The 21,206-nt window shown below is 68.3% G+C and carries 21 protein-coding genes; 6 read left to right on the forward strand and 15 right to left on the reverse strand.

Annotation, left to right across the window (positions count from 1 at the left end):
• Window positions 1-19 precede the first annotated feature (19 nt).
• The 3 genes from RIE08_04205 to RIE08_04215 are packed head-to-tail and all read right to left on the reverse strand — an operon-like array spanning window position 20 to window position 3,894.
• Window positions 20-1,477 (reverse strand): NAD-dependent succinate-semialdehyde dehydrogenase, encoded by a 1,458-nt coding sequence (locus RIE08_04205; protein MEQ8716791.1) that lies wholly within the window; start codon window positions 1,475-1,477, stop codon window positions 20-22.
• Entirely contained in the window at window positions 1,470-2,561 is a 1,092-nt protein-coding gene (locus RIE08_04210; protein ID MEQ8716792.1) for a maleylacetate reductase, read from the reverse strand. Before RIE08_04210 ends, RIE08_04205 begins: the two co-directional genes overlap by 8 nt.
• Before the next feature lie 16 nt (window positions 2,562-2,577).
• Window positions 2,578-3,894, reverse strand: coding sequence for a bifunctional o-acetylhomoserine/o-acetylserine sulfhydrylase (locus tag RIE08_04215; GenBank protein ID MEQ8716793.1), 1,317 nt, complete (start codon window positions 3,892-3,894; stop codon window positions 2,578-2,580).
• A gap of 154 nt (window positions 3,895-4,048) precedes the next feature.
• On the opposite strand from RIE08_04215, the gene RIE08_04220 reads away from it, so the two are divergent.
• The 3 genes from RIE08_04220 (at window position 4,049) to RIE08_04230 (ending at window position 6,334) form a co-directional block, all read left to right on the forward strand.
• Window positions 4,049-4,570, forward strand: a complete 522-nt coding sequence (locus RIE08_04220) for a disulfide oxidoreductase (protein MEQ8716794.1) — start codon at window positions 4,049-4,051, stop codon at window positions 4,568-4,570.
• The gene (locus RIE08_04225; protein MEQ8716795.1) at window positions 4,567-5,274 is read left to right on the forward strand and encodes a TlpA disulfide reductase family protein; all 708 of its coding nucleotides are present in this window, start codon (window positions 4,567-4,569) and stop codon (window positions 5,272-5,274) included. The genes RIE08_04220 and RIE08_04225 overlap by 4 nt, the downstream gene beginning before the upstream one ends.
• 79 nt (window positions 5,275-5,353) lie before the next feature.
• A complete protein-coding gene (locus RIE08_04230) occupies window positions 5,354-6,334 on the forward strand; it encodes an alpha/beta hydrolase (GenBank protein MEQ8716796.1) in 981 nt (326 codons plus the stop codon).
• Between the two features lie 104 nt (window positions 6,335-6,438).
• Here the strand turns inward: RIE08_04230 and RIE08_04235 are convergent, their stop codons facing one another.
• The 7 genes from RIE08_04235 to RIE08_04265 form a co-directional block, all read right to left on the reverse strand.
• Complete coding sequence (locus RIE08_04235) at window positions 6,439-7,692, reverse strand: cytochrome P450 (GenBank protein ID MEQ8716797.1); 1,254 nt, start codon at window positions 7,690-7,692, stop codon at window positions 6,439-6,441.
• An 89-nt stretch (window positions 7,693-7,781) separates the two neighbouring features.
• Window positions 7,782-10,475, reverse strand: coding sequence for an EAL domain-containing protein (locus RIE08_04240; GenBank protein ID MEQ8716798.1), 2,694 nt, complete (start codon window positions 10,473-10,475; stop codon window positions 7,782-7,784).
• Window positions 10,476-10,553: 78 nt separating this feature from the next.
• The gene (locus RIE08_04245; GenBank protein ID MEQ8716799.1) at window positions 10,554-11,321 is read right to left on the reverse strand and encodes an enoyl-CoA hydratase/isomerase family protein; all 768 of its coding nucleotides are present in this window, start codon (window positions 11,319-11,321) and stop codon (window positions 10,554-10,556) included.
• On the reverse strand, window positions 11,318-12,091 hold the full coding sequence (locus RIE08_04250; GenBank protein MEQ8716800.1) for an SDR family NAD(P)-dependent oxidoreductase: 774 nt from the start codon (window positions 12,089-12,091) through the stop codon (window positions 11,318-11,320). Before RIE08_04250 ends, RIE08_04245 begins: the two co-directional genes overlap by 4 nt.
• A gap of 49 nt (window positions 12,092-12,140) precedes the next feature.
• The gene (locus RIE08_04255) at window positions 12,141-13,151 is read right to left on the reverse strand and encodes an LLM class flavin-dependent oxidoreductase (protein MEQ8716801.1); all 1,011 of its coding nucleotides are present in this window, start codon (window positions 13,149-13,151) and stop codon (window positions 12,141-12,143) included.
• 13 nt (window positions 13,152-13,164) lie between these two features.
• Window positions 13,165-13,968 carry a CoA-transferase gene (locus RIE08_04260; protein ID MEQ8716802.1) on the reverse strand — a complete coding sequence of 268 codons (804 nt, stop codon included), beginning with the start codon at window positions 13,966-13,968 and terminating at the stop codon, window positions 13,165-13,167.
• Window positions 13,965-14,852, reverse strand: a complete 888-nt coding sequence (locus RIE08_04265; protein MEQ8716803.1) for a CoA-transferase — start codon at window positions 14,850-14,852, stop codon at window positions 13,965-13,967. Before RIE08_04265 ends, RIE08_04260 begins: the two co-directional genes overlap by 4 nt.
• Window positions 14,853-15,043: 191 nt before the next feature.
• Here RIE08_04265 and RIE08_04270 point away from each other — a divergent pair, with 191 nt between their 5' ends.
• Genes RIE08_04270 through RIE08_04280 form a run of 3 tightly spaced genes read left to right on the forward strand, consistent with a single transcriptional unit; the run spans window position 15,044 to window position 16,628 of the window.
• Window positions 15,044-16,048, forward strand: a complete 1,005-nt coding sequence (locus RIE08_04270) for a hypothetical protein (protein ID MEQ8716804.1) — start codon at window positions 15,044-15,046, stop codon at window positions 16,046-16,048.
• A gap of 43 nt (window positions 16,049-16,091) precedes the next feature.
• Complete coding sequence (locus RIE08_04275; GenBank protein MEQ8716805.1) at window positions 16,092-16,385, forward strand: hypothetical protein; 294 nt, start codon at window positions 16,092-16,094, stop codon at window positions 16,383-16,385.
• 21 nt (window positions 16,386-16,406) lie between these two features.
• Window positions 16,407-16,628 carry a hypothetical protein gene (locus RIE08_04280; GenBank protein MEQ8716806.1) on the forward strand — a complete coding sequence of 74 codons (222 nt, stop codon included), beginning with the start codon at window positions 16,407-16,409 and terminating at the stop codon, window positions 16,626-16,628.
• Window positions 16,629-16,677: 49 nt separating this feature from the next.
• Here RIE08_04280 and RIE08_04285 read toward each other — a convergent pair whose 3' ends face one another.
• The 5 genes from RIE08_04285 to RIE08_04305 form a co-directional block, all read right to left on the reverse strand.
• Window positions 16,678-17,868 (reverse strand): alpha-hydroxy acid oxidase, encoded by a 1,191-nt coding sequence (locus RIE08_04285; protein MEQ8716807.1) that lies wholly within the window; start codon window positions 17,866-17,868, stop codon window positions 16,678-16,680.
• Between the two features lie 31 nt (window positions 17,869-17,899).
• On the reverse strand, window positions 17,900-18,895 hold the full coding sequence (locus RIE08_04290; protein ID MEQ8716808.1) for a 2-dehydropantoate 2-reductase N-terminal domain-containing protein: 996 nt from the start codon (window positions 18,893-18,895) through the stop codon (window positions 17,900-17,902).
• Between the two features lie 58 nt (window positions 18,896-18,953).
• Window positions 18,954-19,352, reverse strand: coding sequence for a Fic family protein (locus RIE08_04295; GenBank protein ID MEQ8716809.1), 399 nt, complete (start codon window positions 19,350-19,352; stop codon window positions 18,954-18,956).
• Complete coding sequence (locus RIE08_04300) at window positions 19,349-19,558, reverse strand: YlcI/YnfO family protein (protein ID MEQ8716810.1); 210 nt, start codon at window positions 19,556-19,558, stop codon at window positions 19,349-19,351. The genes RIE08_04295 and RIE08_04300 overlap by 4 nt, the downstream gene beginning before the upstream one ends.
• Before the next feature lie 450 nt (window positions 19,559-20,008).
• Window positions 20,009-21,169, reverse strand: a complete 1,161-nt coding sequence (locus RIE08_04305; GenBank protein MEQ8716811.1) for a sugar ABC transporter substrate-binding protein — start codon at window positions 21,167-21,169, stop codon at window positions 20,009-20,011.
• Window positions 21,170-21,206: the final 37 nt, after the last annotated feature.

Here is a 21,206-nt window from a genome sequence, read left to right on the forward strand (position 1 = left end):
GACGGGACCGGGCCGGCGGCTACCAGTCGGCGGCGATGTACTGGGTCTCGAGGTAGGCGTCGAGGCCTTCGGTGCCGCCTTCGCGGGCGAGGCCGGACTGCTTGAGGCCCCCGAATGGCGCGGCGGGGTCCGACATGAGCCCGCGGTTGACACCGACCATGCCGGCCTCGATGCGCTCCGCGATGTTCAGTCCCCGCGCGAGGTCACCGGTGAAGACGTAGGCGGCGAGCCCGAAGGGGGTGTCGTTCGCCGCGGCGACAGCCTCGTCGTCGGAGGTGAACGTGACGATTGGCGCGACCGGCCCGAAGATCTCCTCGCCCAGGATCGGCGAACCGGCCTCCACCCCCGAGATGACCGTCGGCGCGTAGAACCAGCCCCGCTCGCCGACCCGGTTCCCGCCGGTGCGGATGGTTCCGCCGGCGTCGACCGCCGACGCGACGAGTTCCTCGACCTTGTCGCGCGTCGCCTGATCCACGAGAGGCCCCACCTCCACCCCCTCTGCCAGACCCGGACCGACCTTCTGGGCCGCCATCGCGGCGGTCAGCTCCTCGGTGAAGGCGCCTGCGACAGCCTCGTGGACGTAGATCCGGTTGGCCGCGGTGCACGCCTCCCCGGCGTTGCGCATCTTGGCGACCATCGCCCCCGCGACGGCGAGGTCGATATCGGCGTCGTCGAACACCACCAACGGCGCGTTGCCGCCGAGTTCCATCGAGCAGTTCACGACCCGCCTCGCCGCCTGTTCCAACAGGATCCGGCCAACCTCGGTGGACCCCGTGAACGACAACTTCCGCACCCTGTCATCGGCCAACGCCGCCGCCACCGGTGCCCCCGCCGACGCGGTCGTGACGATGTTCACGACACCGTCGGGCACACCCGCCTCCACCAGCAGCCGCCCCACATAGTTCGCCGTCAACGGTGTCAACTTCGCCGGCTTGAGCACCACCGTGCAACCCGCCGCGAGCGCCGGACCGATCTTGCGGGTCGCCATCGCCGCAGGAAAGTTCCACGGTGTCACCATCAGCGCCACACCGACCGGCCTGCGGTTGGTCAGGATCCGCTTGTCGCCGGCAGGCGCGCGCCCCGACTGGCCGTGAACGTGCGCAGCGAGCTCCGAGAACCACCGCAGGAACTCCGCCGCGTACCGAACCTCCCCCACGGCATCGGTGTAAGCCTTGCCGTTCTCGAGGACCATGACCGTCGCGATCTCGTCGACCTGCTCGATCATCGCCTCGTACGCCCGCCGCAACACCTCGGCCCTGTCGCGCGGTGACGTCGCCGCCCAGGCAGGCCCCGCGTCGTGAGCAGCCGCCACCGCGGCCAACATGTCCGACTCGTCGCCCGCGGCGACCTCGACGAACGCCTCGGCCGTCGAGGGATCCTCCACCTCCAGCACGCCCGCCGAACCGGCGACCCATTCGCCGCCGATCAACAGGCCCGTCGGCACACGGCCCGCCACCCGGTTCCACGCTTCACTCATGAGCTCTCGTCCGTCCTCTCAGGCTTCCGGCCCCGGGGGCCTTCCCCGACAGCGCGTCGTCCAGCATCATCATGATCCCGTCGACCGTGGGAGGCCGGGGATTGGCGGCCGCCTCCCCGACGATGCGCTCTGCGGCGGGGCCGACCCCGTCAGGGGGCATGCCGATCTCGGCCAGCGATACCGGAGCTCCGATCGCCCGGGCGAGATCGAAGAGGGCACCGGCGGCGTCGCCGCCGAGCACGTCACTCATCCGCCCGTACTCGTCGTGGATCGCAGGGCGGGTGTAGGCGAGCGCGTGCGGCAGGACGGCGGCGTTCATGTCGCCGTGGTTCAGCCCGAACATCCCCCCGAGGACGTGGCAGGTCCTGTGGTGCAGCGCCGTGCCCGCCACGGCGAGCGAGCACCCCGCGAGGTACGCGCCGTACAGGGCCGACGTCCGGGCGTCGACGTCGTCGGGGCGCGCCACGACGGCGGGAAGCGCCCCCGCGAGCGCACTGATGCCCTCGAGCGCCAGCAGTGAGATGACAGGGTTCGCCCCCGGCGCGTAGAGCGCTTCGACACAGTGGGCGAGCGCGTTCATCCCGCTCGGGCCGGCGACACCCGGGGGCAGGCTCAGGGTGAGCTCCGGGTCGTAGACGACGACGTCGGGCTGCACACGCGGGTCCCGTCCCGTCTTCTTGTGACCGTCCGCGGTCATCCCCCAGATGGGCGTCATCTCCGAACCGGAGTACGTGGTCGGCACCGCCACCTGCATCACGCCGGGGTCGAGAGCGACGGCCTTGCCGAAACCGATGGCAGAGCCTCCACCCACGGTCACGACGAGATCGGCGCGCGCCTCGGTGACGATCTCGCGTAACGCTGACACCTTCTGGACCGGCACGTGTTGGGCGACGTCGGAGAAGCGCCCGGCGAAGCCATCGCCGAGGCCCGCCACGATCCCCTCGACCGTCGCGTCGTCCCGGGAACTCGCGACCACGACGACCGATGAGGCACCGAGAGCGTCGACCTCCTCCGGGATCCGACGGCGCGCCCCGACCCCGAAGACGACCCGTCCGCCGAGCGCGTCGTAGGTGAAGTCGCGCACCGCCGGCCGCGCCGGCTCAGACCGCGGCGGCCGCTGCGAATCCGCGGTCGAGGTCGGCGAGGATGTCGTCGATCGTCTCGATTCCGACCGAGAGGCGGACGAGGCCGGGCTCCACACCCGTCGAGGCCTGTTCCTCCGGGGTCAGTTGAGAGTGCGTCGTCGAGGCGGGATGGATCACCAGCGAGCGCACATCGCCGATGTTCGCCACGTGACTGTGCAGGGTCACGCCGTCGACGAAGGCCCTGCCGGCGTCGAGGCCGCCCTTGATGATGAACGCAGGGACCGAGCCGTAACCCTTGCCACCCCCGAGTTCGGTCATCCGCTGGTGCCACCGGCTCGACGGCAGACCCGCGAACTGGACCCGCTCGACCTGATCGTGACCGTCGAGGTACGCAGCGACCGCCATCGCGTTGGAGAAGTGGCGCTCCATGCGCAGGCTCAGGGTCTCGAGTCCCTGCAGGAACAGGAAGGCATTCTGCGGGGCGATCGCCGGTCCGATGTCCCGCAGCATCTGGACCCGCGCCTTGAGGATGAAACATCCGTGCCCGAGTGCCGGCCAGTACGCCAGGCCGTGGTAGCTGGGGTCGGGCTCGATGAAGTTCGGGAAGCGGCCGCTCTCGCCGAAGTCGAAGGACCCCCCGTCGACGATGCAACCGCCGATGGAGGTGCCGTGACCACCGATGAACTTGGTCATCGAGTGGACCACGAAGTCGGCGCCGTGGGCGAGCGGGTTGATCAGGTAGGGGGTGGGGATGGTGTTGTCGACCATGAGCGGAATGCCCGACTCGTGGGCGACACCGGCGACACCGGCGATGTCGAGGCAGTCGTTCTTCGGGTTTCCGGACACCTCCGCGTAGAAGCACTTGGTGTTGTCGCGGATCTGCGAACGCCACTGGTCGAGGTCGTCGGCGTCGTCGACGAAGGTCACCTCGATGCCGAGCTTGGGCAGCGTGTAGTGGAAGAGGTTGTAGGTGCCGCCGTACAACGACGACGACGAGACGATGTGATCGCCGGCCTCGCACAGCGTCAACAGTGCGAGGGTCTCGGCGGCCTGGCCGGACGCCACCGCGAGCGCCCCGGGGATCCCGATGGCCGTCGTGCATCCACCTTCCAGTGCGGACAGACGGGCTTCGAGAGCACCCTGGGTCGGGTTCATGATCCGGGTGTAGATGTTGCCGACCTCGGCGAGGGCGAAGAGGTTGGCCGCGTGCTCGGAGTCACGGAACGAGAAGGACGTGGTCTGGTAGATCGGGACCGCACGGGCCCCGGTCGATGCGTCCGGGTCACCCCCGACATGGACCTGCCTGGTCTCGAATCCCCACTCGTCACTCATCGCGCCACCTCGTGTCTTCTGCCAGAGAGGATCAGACTAATGGATGCACCCGTCGACGACCCCAGGAGCGCCGTCGGGACCTTCTACCCTGCGCGGCCGTCGGACAGGGCGATAGGAAGGACGATGTGACCCCCGTGCACGCCGGTCGCTGGTGATGGACACCTTCCTCGCGCTCCTGGCGCTCGCGTCGCTGCTCGGCGCGGCCGTCGTCATCGCCGTGATCGTCGCCCCGTCGCTACGCGGATGGCTTCCCGACATCGGCGCCGTCGCCGTGCCTCTCGCCACGCTCGTCGCCGTCGCGGCCACCGTGGGTTCGCTCTATCTGTCCGAGGCCCGGGACTTCGTCCCGTGTGAGTTCTGCTGGTACCAGCGCATCGCGATGTACCCGCTCGGTGTGGTCCTCGCCGTCGCGGCCATCCGACGGCGCCATGACGTGATCTTCACGGCCCTGCCTCTCGCGACCGTGGGAGCGGGCCTGTCCATCTACCATTACCAGCTACAGCTCTTCCCCGAGCAGGGCTCGTCGTGTTCGGCGGTCACTCCGTGCACCGGCAAGTGGGTGGAGGAGTTCGGATTCGTGACGATCCCGTTCATGGCGCTCGCGGGTTTCGTCTTCGTCGGTGCGCTCGTCGTCGCCGACCACATCTCCGCACGTGGCGCCTTGGAGCAGACATGAGCAACAGAACCGCCGGAACCACACGCCGCTCGGGACGGCCCATACCGCCTCGGCCTGGCACGACGCCGGCGCAGGCGCCGGGATCCCGTGGTCGCATCATCTGGATAGGCATCGCAGCGGTGATCCTCATCGCCGCGGTCGTCGCCATCGCCGTCGCCGCCTCGGGTGGCGACGACGATGGCGGCGCCACCGCCGACGGGATCGAGACGGGCGGGGTCGAGGCCATCGGGGATCCGCTCCCGACCTTCGTGGACCCGGTGGACGATCCGGCCATCGGCTCCGAGGCACCGCTCGTCTCCGCAGCGACGTTCGACGGGGACCGCGTCGCCATCGACGGCGAGTCCGGTGCTCGCATCTTCGGGTTCTTCGCCCACTGGTGTCCGGTCTGCCAGAGGGAACTGCCCCGGATCGTCGACTATCTGGACACCACCGGCCTTCCCGACGAGGTGGACCTCTGGGCCGTCTCCACCGGCGTGGATCCTTCCCGAGGCAACTACCCGCCGAGCGCGTGGTTCGCCGCCGAAGGCTACGACCTCCCGGTTCTGATGGACTCTTCGACCGGCCAACTCGCAACCGCCCTCGGTCTTCGGAACTACCCCTACTTCGTGGTCGTCAACGCCGACAACGAGATCGCGTTCCGGATCTCGGGCGAACTCACGACCGAGCAGTTCGACCAACTGGTCGAGATCGCCCAGCAGGGCTGACCCCACCGGAACCGGAGACGGACGGGATTGAGATCCCTGCGGGCATCGGCAACAGTGGTCCCCGGGGGAAGGGGATCAGATGGAACTGGACTACTCCACGATCGATCCGGTGCTGCTCGCGGGCATGGCCGACATGCCGCCGGGGGTCGAGGACCTGACCCGGGACAGCGTCGTGGCGGTGCGCGAGGCGCGCGCCGATTTCTTCCAGCCGGAGGTCGGGTCCGCCGTGACGGCCGTCGAGAGGACGGTCGGCCGCGAGTCGGGTGACATCAGGGTCATCGTCTACGGGGCGCCCGACGACACCACTCGTCCCGGGCTGTTGTGGATCCACGGCGGGGGCTACGTCATCGGCACCGCCGAAGACGACCGGGCGCGCCTCATCGCCGAGGAGGTGGGCTGTCGGGTTGTCTCCGTCGACTACCGGTTGGCCCCGGAGCACCCCTTCCCGGCCGGCGTCGAGGACTGCCACGCGGCGCTGCTGTGGATGGCCGAGAACTCGTCGGATCTGGCCATTGACCCCGACCGCATCGCGATCGGCGGACAGAGCGGCGGCGGCGGGCTGGCGGCGGGACTGGCTCTGTGGAACCGGGACCGTGGGGGTCCGCGTCCGGTTCTCCAGCTCCTGCTGTACCCGATGATCGACAACCTCCATGACACGCCCTCCGGCAGGATCGTCAACCACCCGGTCTGGAATCGCGAGACGTCGTTGCGTGCCTGGGAGATGTACCTCGATGGAACCCCGGGCCACGAAGCGTCCGGGTATGCGGCCGCGACCCGTGCCCGGGACCTCGCCGACCTGCCGCCCGCCTACATCTGTGTCGGGACGGCTGACCTCTTCAGGGACGAGGACATCGACTACGCACGACGCCTCCTCGACGCCGGCGTGCCGACCGAGCTCGCCGTCTTTCCCGGCATCTACCACGGTTCCGATCTGTTCGTCCCCGACGCGGCCGTCAGCCGGCGTCTCCGACACAGCTTCCTGAGGGCGCTGGCCGACGCGTTCGATCAGACCGACGGGGCCGATTCGCCGACAGGACCGATCGATACGGAGGAGCCATGAACCAGGTGGCGACGACCACGGCCACCCACGATGCGAAGAACATCGGCCCCAGCCGTTACCGCGAGGTCATGGTTGAGATGAAGTAACCACGGGCGCAGACCGCGTCAGGCCACCTCGAGCACGACCGGCAGGGAGTCGATCCCCCGTATCAGCAGATGTGGACCGTGTTCCACCTCCACACCGGGCGCGAGAGCGATCCGCGAGGTGGCCTCGAGCAGCCGTGCGAATGCGATCTGCATCTCGGACCGGGCGAGCGCCGCACCGATACAGAAGTGGAGTCCGCCCCCGAAGGCGAGATGGTCACGGGGGTTCGCGCGGACGGGGTCGAGGTGTGCCGGAGCGTCGTAGTGACCTTCATCGCGGTTGGCCGAGCCGTAGCGCAACATCACCACGGCACCCTCGGGAATCGTGACGCCGCCCAGGGTCGCCTCGGCTGCCATCACGCGCCACATCCCCTGGATGGGCGCCTCCAGCCGGAGTATCTCCTCGACGAAGCCCTCGAGGGAAGCGGGTTCAGCCCGCAGGTCGCGCTGGAGGTCCCCGTCGGTGGCGAGACGCCAGATTCCCGACGCGATGCCGTTGGTGGTCGTCTCGTTCCCCGCGACGAGCAGTTGTTGGAGCATCATCAACAGCTCGGCGTCGTCGAGTGGGCGGTCGTCCACGGTCTCGGCATGCACGAGGTCCGACAGCATGTCGTCTGCGGGCACCGAGCGCCGTTCTCCGATCCGTTCGTGGAAATAGTGCTGGAAGGCGACGCAGGCCCGGGCCGCGTCGATCTGCTGTTCGGGCGTGGCGAGACGACTCAGTTCGTTGACGACGGCGCGGCTCCACTGCGAGAAAAGGGCGAGATCGTCACGTGAGACGCCGAGTTGGTCCGCGATGACGATCATCGGAAGCGGCGCCGCGTATGCGCTGACGATGTCGACGGGGCTCGCGGCACTCAACACGTCCGCCAACAGCGTTCTGGCGGTCTCGTCGATCCCGGCTGCCATGCCGTCGACGCGTCGCGGCGTGAAAGCCTTGGACACCAACGAACGGAACCGGCGGTGCTCGGGGGGGTCCGTCGTGAACAGGGTGTCGACCGGCGCCCATCCCTCCGCGAGGATCTCGAGCGCCTCGGCCGGCAGCCGATCCCGGCTCCGGATGATGCGACCGAAGCGGTTGGAGAAGACCTCGGGGCGTCTGAGCGCGTCCTGGACGTCGTCGTAGCGGCTCACGACCCAGATGTCGTCCACGGGCTCGTGGTAGACGGGCGCCTCGGCCCGCAGCCGTGAGTCGACGTCGAAGGGACAGACGAGGTGCTCGGCCGACAACGGACGGGCGCCATCGGTGGCCGGCCCGGTGGTCTCGTCGTTCATCGTCGCCTTCCGTCACCGCACATCCGGCGCAACCGTACGCGGCTGGTGTCGGCCACCACCACTCGGGCTCGCCGTGATCGGAGAGGCCGTCAGTTCACACCGGCGTGCGGAGCGGCCGACGGGCCGAGGAGCTCTGCCAGCCTGGCTCCCGGCACCGGCATCCCGAAGTGGAATCCCTGTATGAAGTCGCAACCCAGGTCCCTCACCACCGCAGCCTGTGACGCGGTCTCGACCCCCTCGATCACTATCTCGAGGTCGAGGAGGTGGGCCGTGTCGATGACGAGACCCACGATCGACCGGTCGTCCGTGTCGAGGGTCGCGACGAAGCTCTGGTCGAGCTTCAAGATGTCGAGCGGCAACGTCCGAAGATGTGCGAGCGAGGTGTAGCCGGTCCCGAAATCGTCGATCGCGACCCGCACCCCGAGCGCGCGTACCGCGTCGAGGTCCGCCGCGACGTCCCGGAGGTCGTCGAGGAGTGCACTCTCGGTGACCTCCACGACCAACAGCGCCGGGTCCACATCAGAACCCGCCAGCGCCGCCTCCACGTCAGAGGGCAGTGTCCCACCCCGCAGATGCCGCCCCGACACGTTGATCGACAGAGCCAGATCACCGAGGACCGGGACACCCCGCCAGTTGCGCAGCTGCTCGACCGCTGATGCGATCACCCAGCGGTCGATATCGATGACGAGATCGGACCGCTCGGCGAAATCGATGAAGTCCGCGGGCGCGACGAGGCCCCGCTCCGGGTGCTCCCAGCGGATCAGGGCCTCGACCCCGACCGGGCGGGCGTCGGCGGCGGCGACTATCGGCTGGTAGTGGAGAACGAACTGGTCGCCGTCGAGGGCCTCACGAACCTCGCGGTCCAGGTCCGACTCACGCGACGCCTGTTGGCGCATGTGATCGTCGCAGACCTCCGTGCGGTCTCTGCCCCGCTCCTTCGCCAGGTAGACGGCGAGGTCGGCGTCCCGGATCAACTCGTCGGCGGTGAACCGACCGGCCTGCGACACCGCGACCCCGATGCTGATCGTCGGCTCGATGACCCCGGCGGGCGTCGACACCGGTTTGGTGACAGAGGTGCGGATTCGCTCGGCCAGAACATAGGCATCGTCGACATCGGTCACGGGCTCCGCGACGACGAGGAACTCGTCACCGCCGAGACGCCCGACCAGGTCTCCGCCGCGAACAGCCTCACCGAGACGCTGCGCGACGGTCCTCAACAGTGCATCCCCGGCCGGGTGGCCGTGGATGTCGTTCACCGACTTGAAGCCGTCCACGTCGACGAAGAAGGCCGCCAGCGTCGCATCGGAACGTGCGGTACGGGCGACGGCCTGCTCGAGGTGGTCGATGACGGCTCGCCGATTGGGAACACCGGTGAGGCCGTCGTGGGCGGCCTGGTGGCTGAGGCGGCGGCGGTACTCCTCCCGTTCGGCAAGCGAGACCCGCAGCCGCTCCACGGCCGCCTGCAGGGAGGAGCCGAAGTGCCCCTTGGCCTCGACGTCGAACACGGGGTCGTCGAGTGACCCGACCGCGAGTGCGTCGGCCTGGCGCTCACCGAGGCGGAGATTGTCGACAGCCTCGGCGAGGGCATGGCCGACCGAGCGGACCTCCCGAGGTCCACTCAGCGGAACCTGGTGAGCCAGGTCGCCCCGTCTCAGCGAGTCGGCGGCGTCCGACAGCAGCCTGAGCGGCCGTACGATCGCCCGCGCCGTAGCCAACGTCACCGAGACGGTGATCAGACCGATGATCGTCGCCACGGCCATCACCCACCAGGCGGTTGCCCTCGCCGAGGATGCGGCCGAGTCAACGAAGTCCAACACGTCGACGCCGGCGGTGACCACGAGGTCGACATGGGAATCCGCGCCGATGCCGGCGGCGGCGAAGCTCGTCCCCAGGCGGGTGAGATCCTCCGGGGAGATGGACGTGGCTCCCACCTCGACCATCATGGTGGTGTCGGTGAGACCGTCTCCGTCGTACACGTCAGCGAGAAGCTCCTCGACCTCTGCAAGAAAGAGGCCTACGTTCGGATCCGCCGGAAGGGCGTCGAACACGGCCGCTGTCCGCGAACCGTCCACTGAGAGTGCCTCCACCCGCTTCCCGGCGTTGTCGTACGCCGTAGCCTCGAGCGCCAGCTCGGACAACGGATCCTCCACGATCCCCAGCTCACCGAGCGCTATCGAGAAGAACGCTCCGACCTGACCCGTGAACGAGGCCCGCATCGACGCCGTCGCCTCGACCACCAGCGCCGCATCGACCAGGCCCTCGGCACTGTCGACCCCCGCCGCATCGGTCAGGACACGTCGCATCTCGAGCTGACTCCGGGCGGCGACGAAGTTGCGGAGCTGCTCGTATGCATCGGCGAGCTCGTCGGGCATCAGGTCAGCCCGTCTCGCCTCGCCCAGCTGTGCTCGCAGGGCGACGGCGAACTCGCTGTCGTCGATCCGATCAGCGAGACCGTCGAGTCCCTGCCGCGCTTCATCGAGCGCGGCAGGTAGGTCGAAGCCGACGAATGCCGACAACAAGGGTGGAGCGATCCCGAGCGACTCGGCGAGTCCGGCCGCCTGAGCCCAGGTCTGCTCCTGGTCGACCGCCGCCTCGAGGTTGACGAACAGCACAGCCCTGTCGGTGGAGCTGGCAAGGTCCTGCGCGGCGGAACTCGCGTCCATGGCGGCGATGGTCCGGGACAACGCCAACCACGTCAGCCCCACCAACGGCACGAGCGCGAGACAGACGAGAAGGGTGCCTACGCGTGGGCGTCGACCCACGCCGCGTCCGCCGCGGAACATGGGGTCTTCATCGGCACCCCACCCCCGAACCTGAGCACGGTGGTTCGCTCTTCGGCCGGGCCGTTCGCCCGGCCTACCTCAGCCGCGGGGGCGCCCGAGGAACCGGTCGACGAGTTCTGCTGTCTCGTTCGTGCCGAAGAGCAGAGCCGTCGTCTCCACCGCGGCGACGAGCCCCGCGTCAGTGTCTCGGTTCAGGAGATGCTTGGCTGACCTCAGCGCGGAGGCCGGGTTCGCGGCCGCGGCGGCCGCCAACTCGTGGGCGCGGTCCAGAAGCGCATCGGCCGCCACGATCTCCTGGACGACGCCGATCTCCCGGGCCGTCGCGACATCGATCACCTCGGCTGTCGACACCAGCCTCCAGGTCCACGCGGCACCCATCTTCCGTTCGCCCTTCACGATCCCGAATCCGGGCACGAGACCGTGCGCGGATTCGCGGAATCCGAACGTCGCGTGCTCCGCGGCGATCGTGTAGTCCACGGCGCAGAGGATCTCGAGCCCGCCGCCGTGGGCGATCCCGTTCACGGCGGCGATGACGGGAACCCCGGCCCGCTCGACCGCATGGAACGCGTCGAACACCACCCGCACGTGCGCCCGGGCGGCGTCGACGTCGAGTGTCAGGGCGGGAAACGTGGCGATGTCGCCACCGGCGGAGAAAGCACGGCCCTCCCCGGCCAACACGACGACCCGGATGGACGGCTCGTGGGTCACGTGGTCCATCACGTCGATGAGCTCGTCGAAGAACAACCTGTCCATCGCGTTGAGCTTGTCGGGCCGGTCGATGACGAGGTCCACGACGCCGTCACCGACCTCGTCGATCCGGAACCGCTCCCACGACCGAGAGCTCATCGCGGTGACATCCGCAGCGCCGCGTCGAGCCGCACGACATCGCCGTTGAGGAAGGTGTTCTCCATGAAATGGGCGACGAGACCTGCGAGGTCGGCGGGAGCGCCGAGGCGCTTGGGGAAGACGTTCTGCTCGGCCAGGCCCTCGATCATCTCGTCGGAGAGGGTCGCCAGCATGGGGGTGTGCATCGTCCCCGGGCAGATCGTCATGACCCGGATGCCCCACGATGCGAGGTCACGGGCCAGCGGCAGCGTGAGGCCGATCACGCCACCTTTCGACGCGGCGTAGGACATCTGACCGACCTGCCCCTCGATGCCGGCGATCGATGCCAGATTGACGATGAGGCCCCGCTCGCCCTCGTCAGAGGGCTCGTTGCGCGCCATGACGGGCACGATGTTGCGGACCACGTCGAACAGCCCGACGAGGTTGACGTCCACGTGGGCGCGGAAGTGTTCGAGCGGGTGGACCTCGCCGTCGCGCCTCAACATCCGCTTGGCCGAGCTGATGCCGGCACAGCTGACCAGGAGATCGACCCGGCCGAAGGCCTCTCCCGCCGCCTCGGCTGCAGCTGTGACCTGTGCGGGGTCGGTGATGTCGACCGGCACGAAACGCACCGTGTCCTCGCCCAGTTCGGCGACGAGGTCCGCCCCCTTCGACGACGGCAGGTCGAAGATGATCCCCTTGCCGCCGCTCGCGGCGAGCATCCTGATCACCCCCTCGCCCAGACCCGAGGCCCCTCCGGTGACGACTCCGACTGCTCCCTGCACCAACATCGCTACTCCCGTCCCGCCGCGTCGGACGCGGCACTCGTTGCTGTGCCGTCTAGTCGACGGCGATGACTTCGGCCCCGAAACGGGCGATTGCCTCCAGCGTGGCTTCGTGGCCCGGTCCCCCCGGGTGGCGCATCCGCAGCGCCATGTAGTCCGCCCCGGTCACCGCCTCCCACTCGGCGACCGTCGCGCGGATCTCGTCACCCGAGCCGAAAAGGAACCGCCCCGGTGCGAGCCTCTCGAAGGTGAAGTCCGCCCTGTCGACGACCTCGTCGACCCACGGTTCGAACACCTTCCGGTAGACGCCGACGTTGTAATAGAGGCGATGGACTGCGAGGGCGTGCGGACCCCAGTCTCGTGCGCACTGCTCCGCGGAGTCGCCGATCCACGCTTCGCGGAACAGGGCTACCGAGTGGGGTCGACCGAGGTCGTCGGCGGCAGCCCGGTAGTGGTCGGCGAGCCGTCCCACCGTCTGCGCGTCACGTTGGGGGTCACAGATCCAACGGTCGGCCCACCGGCCTGCCCGCTCGAGCCCCGCCCGGGCGTGCGAACCCATCCAGATCTCGGGGCGGGGATCGCTGTAGGGCGAGGGCGTGACGTGACCGGCGACGTCATAGAAGCGCCCGTGGTGCTCGAAGGGCTCGCCGGACAGGCACCCCTGGAGAACCTCCAGGACCTCTTCTACGATCGCCGGGCGCTCGTCGCGGTCCATGCCGTAGAGGGCGAAGTCCGGTTCCTGGTGCCCGATCCCGAGCCCGCAGATGACACGACCGCGGCTGATCCAATCCAGCATCAACAGATCCTCGGCCAGACGCACCGGATGGTGCAGCGGGCCGGCCAGCACGGCGGCACCGAAACGGATCGTCGAGGTGGCCTGTAGCAGGGCCGCGCCGAGGAGATACGGCGAGATGAGCGCGCCGCCCCGGGCCTGATGGAACTCGGGGAGGAAGACGGCGTCGAATCCCGCCGCCTCCGCCGCCTGCGTCTCCTCCACGAGCTCGTCGAAGAGCTGGTCCAGCGGCACGCCGATCGCCTGGATCGGCAGGATCAGTCCGTAGCGCACGCCCGGAGCGCTCTCAGAACTCGCGCCTGCGGGCCCCGGTCGGATCGACCTCGGTCCGCAGGATGTGCAGCTCCTCGGCACTGGGCTGCGCCGTCACGGCGATCTCGCCGTCGCTCGGCGCTATCTCGAAGCCGGTCGCCTCGCGCACCTGCTCCTCGGTGACGCCCGGATGCAGACTCTTGATACGCATCCGCTTCGAGTCGGGGTCGAAGTCGAAGACACACATGTTGGTGATGCACAGCTGGGGCCCGCCGGGCAATCCGAGGCGCTCGCGGTGGTCGCCGCCGTCGCCCCAGCCGATCCCTGACCTGAAGTCGAGGTTCTCGATGAAGGTCCGCGAATCGTGCGTCGAGCTCCACAGGTAGATACGCGGGATCATGCAGCCGAGATCGGCCATGCCGCCACCACCGGGGAGGCGGACCTTGGGCGAGTCGTAGGGCCCGATCACCGTGTTGTTGACGTTGCCGTACGCGTCCATCTGGGCACCGCGGAAGGCGAAGGTGTTGTAGCGCCGACCCTGGGACCAGGTCCAGAAGTCGAACGGTGAGTTCGACAACATCGCGGCGCCACCCCACAGCGAGTCCGACAGAGTCGACTCGCCGATCTCAGCCGGGTCGGCGTCGATCGCGATCGACGATGCCGCCCACACGAGATCGGGCGCGTGGGTCCGGCGGGCGAGCAGGTAGGCGCACACCGGGATGAACGACACGGCGCCGTTGAAGGCCTTCGTGTCGTTGGGCAGCGCCCGTGAGAACGTGACGACCATCAACTCGTCGATGGTGCAGTCGTAGCCGGGAACCTCGGGGATCTCGCTCATGCCCGTCCCTCCGTGGTCAACAGTGCCGCCGCCCCGCCGTTGGCGTCGAGGAAGTCCTCCCAGGTCTCGGGCGCCACCACCCGCTCAGTGAAGAAGGTCCGGAAAGCTTCAGGATCGCGCGACGCCTTCGAATACTCGAGGAAGAACGGCGAGTGGTGTCTGTAGTCGGGGAAGCAGGAAGTGGGGAACGCTCCGTGGGTGGCCGGGGCCACGGAGTCCACCATGAAGCGGGGATAGGTCGTCTTCTCGGGTTCGTCGGTGAAGGTCCGGTGCGGGACCATCCGCTCGACGGTCACGATCGTCCGGTCGGCGGCGTTGACGATCTCGGAGTCCATCCATACGAGCTTCGGCAGTACACGGACGTTGCCGGCGTCGTCGGCCTCGTGGGCGTGCACGAGGGAGATGTCGATCGGCAGGCGGGTGCACGCGACGTAGCGCTCACCGGTCGCCTCGTCGACCTCCTCGCGGATCGTGCCCGACTCGGTGTGGAGCCCCAACACGTCGGTGCCCAGACCCGCCTTCGTGGGCATGAACGGCAACTGGTAGGCCTGCGCCTGACAGCGCGCGATCAACAGGTGCTCGGAGTACTCCTCGATGGCGACAGCGCCGGACTGCACCGCATGGCGGAAGTTGGGTGCGAGGCCGAGCCCTTCGAAGGAGATCAGCCCGCTCAGCACGCGCGACACGCATCCGCCGGCGACCAGCCAGTCCACGGGCATCCCCGCGACGATGGCGACCAGCGTGAGATCGCGCTTCTCCTGCCGGACGAGTTCGCGCACGAGTGCCATGGGTGCGCTGTTCATCGACAGGCCCCCCAGTGCGATCGTGGCTCCGTCCGGCACCGACTCGGCTGCTTCAGCCAGGGTGGTTACCTTGGAAGACATGGCCTAGGCCTACCAAACGATCGTTTGTCGGGGCAACAAGCGCCCGGTACGTTCAGGACCGGGAGCGCCTCGCGAGCTGCGATGCGCGGCGGCGTCCACAGCGCACAGGGGGAAGACACCGTGGCAGAGCTGACATCGGAGAGGGTCACCTTCGACGAGGGCGACATGCTCGAGGAGTTCCACGCCAGGGGATGGACCGACGGCCTCCCGTCGTCGCGCCCACCCCCAAACGCGTCGAGGCGATGCTCTCGCATGCGGGACTCGACCCCGATGCCGTGATCGGGGTCGTCACGGACCGTGACCGTGAACTCACCGCCGAGAAAGCGGCCATCAACGCCGTGCTGGCGGGGTGCCTGCCGATCCATTTCCCCGTCGTCGTCGCCGGGCTGTCCGCGATGATGGATGACGCGTTCAACGCCCACACCGTGATGACCTCCACCGGCGGTGCCGCCCTGTGCCTGGTTGTCTCGGGCCCCGTGGTCGAGGAGATCGGGATCAAGGCCACCCACAACGTGCTCGGCCCCGGCAACCGGGCCAACGCCTCGATCGGTCGTGCACTGCGCCTCGTCGCACGCAACGTCTTCGGCGCCCGCACGGGTGAGATGGACGCGAGTTCGTTCGGCAACCCCGGCAAGTTCACGATGTGCATCGGCGAGAACCAGCCCTACGGAGACTGGGAGCGGCTACGCGACGAGTTCGGCTACGGGTCCGACGAGTCGTGCGTGATGATCATGGGAACCGAGGGCCCCCACCAGATCGCCAACCTCACCCAGGGCGATCCCGACGCCCTGTGCCGGATGTACGCGGCCGCCATGAACACCCCGTCCACGCTGTGTGCCGGTCGGCGCTCCCAGGTCATCGTGCTGCTCGGCCCGGAGCACGGGGGCGCGATCGCGGAAGCGGGTTGGAGCCGTCAGAAGGTCCGCGAGACGGTCGCGCACCACGCCCGCCTCTCAGCGGAGCAACTCGAGGCCGCCGGCATCAAGGTCGACACCTCCAGTTCCATCCCGATGGTTCCCGACGACGACGGGCTGTTCCCCCGGGTCGGAAGCCCCGATGACATCTTCCTGGTGACCGCGGGGGGCCACGGCGCCGGCTGGTCGGCCTACATCCCCGCCTGGGCACCACCCAACAACTCGGCCGCGGCCCATCGCCGCGTCATGCCACCCGGGCAGGGTCTTCCGGTCGTCGGCTAGCATTGAATTCGACGACGTCCTCGAGACGTCACAGGGGGTTGCGATGAGCACCATCACCGTGTTGTCACCGGAGTACGAGACGGTCACGACGTCCGTCTCGATGGCTCCGCGCCGCCGTCCAGCCGAGGGCGAAGAGTGGACGATCACACTCATCGACAACGGCAAGTCGAACGCGAAGACCATCTTGACGATGCTCGCCGACCGCCTGACCGAGCGGCTGCCGATCACCCGGGTGGACATCCACTCCAAGCCCGCGGCGGGCAAGCCGATCGACCGCGACACGGCCGAGATGTTCGCGGCCCGTTCCCACCTGGTGATCTCCGGGGTGGGTGACTGAGGCGCCTGCACCGCGTGCAGTTTGCACGACGCCGTCCAGATCGAAGCCCTGGGAATCCCCGCCGCCCTGATCATCACTGAGCCGTTCATTCCGGTCGTGGCGTCTTTCGCCCCGACCCTCGGTATGGAGTCCTACCCGACCAACGTGTTGCCCCACCCGGTGGGGACGCTCGACGACGATGCCCTCCAGAAGTTGGTCGAGGGCATCGTGGATCAGGTGGAACAGAACCTCATCAGCACCTGAGGCGGACCGACACGGTTTCCGGTCGCCGGGCGTTGGACCGCCGGGCCACTCAGTCGTCGCGTAGCGAGGTGCCGTCGACGTCGTCGTAGCGCGCGACGCCGATCAGTGCGAGCGTCCGCACGACGTCGGCCTTGAAGATGTCCAGCATCTTCGTGACGCCGCCTTCGCCGCCGGCACACAGTCCCCAGAACCAGGGCCGTCCGCCCATGGTGGCCGAAGCCCCGAGGGCCTTGGCCTTCACTATGTCCTCGCCGCGCCGCACGCCACCGTCGAGGATCACCTCGGCGCGGTCACCGACCACGTCGACGACCTCCGGGAGCACCTCGAGCGCACCGGGCACGGAATCGAGTTGCCGTCCGCCGTGATTCGAGACGATCACGCCGTCGGCCCCATGATCGACGGCGTGCTTGGCGTCGGCGGCGGTCATGACGCCCTTCACCAGCAACGGGCCGTCCCACATGCGCCGCAGCTCTGAGAGGTCCGCCCAGGTCTTGGTGGGATCGTTGAGCTCACGGTCCACGTAGACGCCGACCGATGCCACGTCCACGTCGCCCTCGACCACGTCGGTGAGGCTGCCGAAGTTGATATCGGGACCGGTCAGCAGGTGGTACAGCCACCACCACCGCCACGAGGTGTCGAGGGCTCCCCGCAGTCGGATCTGCGGAGGGAGGGTCATGCCGTTGCGGAAGTCCCGCTCGCGCTTGCCCACGGCCGGCACGTCGATGGTCAACACCAGCGCCTCGTACCCCGACCGCTTCGCCCGGTCGACGAGGGACTTGACCACCTCGGGGCTCTTCCAGAGGTAGAGCTGGAACCAGACCGGTCCGGTCGCGACGTCGGCGATCTCCTCCATCGAGTAGCTCGAGCCGGTGCTCACGACGAAGACCGTGCCGGCCTTCCCGGCGGCGCGGGCGGTGGCCAGTTCACCCTCGCGGTGCACGAGCCGGGCGAGGCCTGCCGGGCCGCAGATGAACGGGACGTCGAGTTGGTGATCGAAGACCTTCGTCGAGATGTCACGGCCGGAGACGTCGGAGAGAAATCGTGGTGCCCAACGGACCTGCTCGAAGGCGGTCCGGTTGGCGCGCAGGGTGACCTCGCCGTCGGCACCGCCGGCGACGAAGTCGTAGATCATCTTCGGCAGCCGCCGCTTCGCGACCTTCTCGAAGTCGCCGTAGCTGTTGAGACGATCGAGGCCCTGCGGGCCGAGCCGGATCATCCCGGCGAGATCGGAAACCTTCATCGTCGTGTTCCTCCTCGGGACATCGGAGTCCTCACAGTTCGCGGCCGATCTCGGCGCGGATCTGCGTGTCGACACCCGTCATCAGCCGGGCGACGGTACGCAGCGCCGGGACCGCCAGTTCGTGGCGGTCGGCGACGGCGAGCAGGTCGTTGTAGACCGCGTCGATCTCGAGCGGGCGGCGTCGCTCGATCGACTGCAGAGCGGAGACCTTCATGTCGGTCTGGCCGGCGTCGACGAGGTGCTGACCCACCGACGTGAGCCGCGCACGCGCGTCCGCTCGCGACAGTCGCACGAGCGAACCCGCCTGGAGGGGGCCCGGCATGTCCACCATGGAGATCCCTTCGGCGGCTGCGATGGCGGCCCCGTCGAGGGCCACGTCCAGGAAGGCGTCACATGTCTCGGTCGTCATGAGCATCCGGAAGTAGTCCATACGGGTCAGGCCCTGCACGCCCATCGCCGCGGCGGCGAGCACGCCTTTGGACCACAAGACGTCGACGATGTCGTCGCGGACCTCGGTCTGACACGGAAGGATGGCCGCGATCTCGGCGGCTGCACCCGGACGGGTCGTGTCGAGGTCACCGAGGTACGTGGAGCCGGTGAAGGTGTGGGACGCGACGCCGGGCTCTTCGAGCGTGCCACCGACCATCGACACGCATCCGACTGCGGCTTCGCCGAATCGCTCGACGAGCGGATCAGCCTGGGCGACGCCGTTCTGTATCGAGAACGCGAGCGAGGGGCCCCCGGTGTAGTCGCCCAGCAGACCCGCGACGTCGAAGTTCTTCGCGGCGACGAGGACCATGTCGGCGTCGGGCGCGTCCGCAGCGGCGTCGACCGCCCCCATCGCGACGACGCGCTCAGCGCCGTCGAGGGTCCGGAACCGCAGTCCGCCGGCCGCCACGGCTTCGGCATGCGCCGTCCGTGCGACGATCGTGACGTCGTGACCGGCGTCGGCCAGCCAAGCTGCGTAGACCGAACCGAGTGATCCTGCACCGAGCACAACGACCGAGCGTGATGTTGGCTCTTCCACGTGTGTCCCCCTTGGCGGGCGACACTACCGCCCTGGGACACTCCGGTTCGAAACGCCCCTATTCGAATACCACCCGCTCGCGCAACCAGCGAGCGAACTCGCCCTCGTCGATGTTTCCGGCCGCGACAGCGAGCATTGCGCTCTCCGCATCGTCCACATCGAGAGACTCGGGCTCCCACCGCCCCCCGTTGAGGTCGATGAACATGACCAGCGCGGCCCACGCGGCCCGCTTGTTCCCATCCGGAAGCGGGTGGTTCCGCGCCAAGCGCCAGCAGAGGACTGCTGCCTTGTCGACGATGTCGGGGTAGAACTCCTCCTCACCGAAGCCCGCACCGGGGGCGTGGAGCGCGGAATCAGCGAGGTCGATGCGGCTTGACTTCGCCAGCGCCCATGCCGGCACCCCGGTGACCTGCTCGGCCAACCAGAGGTACTCGGCCAGCCCTAGATAGCGGGTCACTTCGCAAGGCGGTCGAGCAACTCCTTGTCCCGCTCGAGAAGGCGTATCGCGCGAGATGTGAAGTCCTTGTCGGCTCGAACCCGATCGATCTCCCGAGTGAGGGAATCGACGATCAGCTGATTGACACTCGTCCCGCGTACCCGCGCAACGGCCTCGGCCTCGTCAGCGAGCTCCTCGGGTAGCCGAACCGTTGTCTGCTTCGTCATGAGGGCATGATATCTCGATATCAGGACTACGCCAGTCGAATCGGGCGCATCATGCAGACCGCCTGGGGGATGTCCACCCACCGGCCCCACGGCGCCGCGTCGACGAAGCCCTCCCGCCGGTAGGCCGCAACGGCCTCGGGCTGGCGGTCCCGTCAGAGGGCGCCCGGCCCCGCTGTGCGGTCTCAGGCGTAGCAGCAGGATCGTAACCATTCACGGTGGGTGAAGTCTGCCCACACGTCCCGTTCCCGCCGATGCGTCCCCATGCGCCCACGCGCAACAGTCGAACGGCTCCGGGCTCAGTGCGACCACAACCCACTCCAGGCACTTCCGCCGGAGGCGGTGGCTATCGGCTCCGGCAGGCGACGGTTCTGAGATCATGGCGAACCCGGGGCGGGAACGAGGCTCGTGCCGACGGGCCAGGGGGAGGAACCGGTCGGCACGAGCCTGCGATCAGCTACTGAAGCAGGCGGCCTCAACGGCCGCCGCAGTAGACTCGGCGGTCGGCACCCAAGGGCTCGCTGCATCGAGGTTGTCCTCGGTGATGAGGACGAGTGGCGGCGAGCAGAGGACCTGATCGGGTTCCACCCCATTGCGGACGTAGTCGACGAGGCGGACCAGAGCCATCTGGGCTTCCTGCGCCGGGGACCAACCAACGGTGGCGGCGATCTGACCGGACTCGACCGCCGCGAGACCCTCAGGCGAGCCGTTCATCGAGACCACAGTGATCTGGTCGCTCAGCCCTGCGGCCTCGATCGCCTGGATCGCCCCGATGGCCATGTCCTCGTTGTTGACCCAGACACCGACCAGGTCCGGATTCGCCGTGATGATGTCCTCCATGACCGTGACAGCCTCGGCTCGACTCCAGTTCGCACTGATCTCAGCGACGATCTCGAGGTCGGAGTTGGAGGCGACGCCTTCCTGCCACCCGGCCGTATAACCCTCGACATCGCCTCGGCCCAGTGCGCCCTGGATCATGGCGACCTCTCCGGACTCGATGTTGTCCGCCATCCAGGTGCCGGCGATTCGCCCGACATCCTCGACGCCGGCCTGAACGAAGACGACTCCCTGATCTTCGAGCTCGGGCGCGTACCCGTAGAGAACTGCAGTCGGCACACCGGCATCATTGGCAGCGTTCAGCGTCGCTTCCTCGGAGGCCCGGGTCACCGAGAAGACCACGAGACCGTCGATATCCTGCGTCAGCGCATCCTCCACGTTGGCGATTTCGGTCTCCGCGTCCAAGTCGCTGTTCAAGACGATGAGTTCGACACCCAGTTCATCCGCGAGGAGCTCTGTTCCGTCGACGCCGCTCTGGTAGTAGTCGAACGATCCTGTCTGGATGTATGCGATTTTCAGCGGGTCCGCTGTCGCACCATCGTCACCCGACGACCCGTCATCGGACGCAGCACCATCATCACCCGACGACCCGTCATCGGACGCCGCACCATCATCACCCGACGACCCGTCATCGGACGCCGCACCATCGTCACCCGACGACCCGTCATCGGACGCAGCACCATCATCACCCGACGACCCGTCATCGGACGCCGCACCATCGTCGCTGGATGCAGTGTCGTCGTCATCCCCACAGGCCGCTGCCAGCATGGCGAACATGACAACGATCCCGATTAGGATCATTATTGTTGGGTTC

The sequence above is a fragment of the Acidimicrobiales bacterium genome (assembly GCA_040219085.1).
In the GTDB taxonomy this organism is placed as follows: domain Bacteria; phylum Actinomycetota; class Acidimicrobiia; order Acidimicrobiales; family JAVJTC01; genus JAVJTC01.

Excerpts from the sequence above, each read along its gene's own strand:
- RIE08_04285 (MEQ8716807.1), bottom strand. The coding sequence starts at position 17,868 with ATGAAGGTTTCCGATCTCGCCGGGATGATCCGGCTCGGCCCGCAGGGC.
- RIE08_04275 (MEQ8716805.1), top strand. The coding sequence starts at position 16,092 with ATGAGCACCATCACCGTGTTGTCACCGGAGTACGAGACGGTCACGACG.
- RIE08_04305 (MEQ8716811.1), bottom strand. The coding sequence starts at position 21,169 with ATGTTCGCCATGCTGGCAGCGGCCTGTGGGGATGACGACGACACTGCA.
- RIE08_04225 (MEQ8716795.1), top strand. The coding sequence starts at position 4,567 with ATGAGCAACAGAACCGCCGGAACCACACGCCGCTCGGGACGGCCCATA.
- RIE08_04205 (MEQ8716791.1), bottom strand. The coding sequence starts at position 1,477 with ATGAGTGAAGCGTGGAACCGGGTGGCGGGCCGTGTGCCGACGGGCCTG.
- RIE08_04270 (MEQ8716804.1), top strand. The coding sequence starts at position 15,044 with ATGGACCGACGGCCTCCCGTCGTCGCGCCCACCCCCAAACGCGTCGAG.
- RIE08_04220 (MEQ8716794.1), top strand. The coding sequence starts at position 4,049 with ATGGACACCTTCCTCGCGCTCCTGGCGCTCGCGTCGCTGCTCGGCGCG.
- RIE08_04260 (MEQ8716802.1), bottom strand. The coding sequence starts at position 13,968 with ATGAGCGAGATCCCCGAGGTTCCCGGCTACGACTGCACCATCGACGAG.
- RIE08_04215 (MEQ8716793.1), bottom strand. The coding sequence starts at position 3,894 with ATGAGTGACGAGTGGGGATTCGAGACCAGGCAGGTCCATGTCGGGGGT.
- RIE08_04250 (MEQ8716800.1), bottom strand. The coding sequence starts at position 12,091 with ATGTTGGTGCAGGGAGCAGTCGGAGTCGTCACCGGAGGGGCCTCGGGT.
- RIE08_04265 (MEQ8716803.1), bottom strand. The coding sequence starts at position 14,852 with ATGTCTTCCAAGGTAACCACCCTGGCTGAAGCAGCCGAGTCGGTGCCG.
- RIE08_04230 (MEQ8716796.1), top strand. The coding sequence starts at position 5,354 with ATGGAACTGGACTACTCCACGATCGATCCGGTGCTGCTCGCGGGCATG.
- RIE08_04240 (MEQ8716798.1), bottom strand. The coding sequence starts at position 10,475 with ATGTTCCGCGGCGGACGCGGCGTGGGTCGACGCCCACGCGTAGGCACC.
- RIE08_04235 (MEQ8716797.1), bottom strand. The coding sequence starts at position 7,692 with ATGAACGACGAGACCACCGGGCCGGCCACCGATGGCGCCCGTCCGTTG.
- RIE08_04245 (MEQ8716799.1), bottom strand. The coding sequence starts at position 11,321 with ATGAGCTCTCGGTCGTGGGAGCGGTTCCGGATCGACGAGGTCGGTGAC.
- RIE08_04300 (MEQ8716810.1), bottom strand. The coding sequence starts at position 19,558 with ATGACGAAGCAGACAACGGTTCGGCTACCCGAGGAGCTCGCTGACGAG.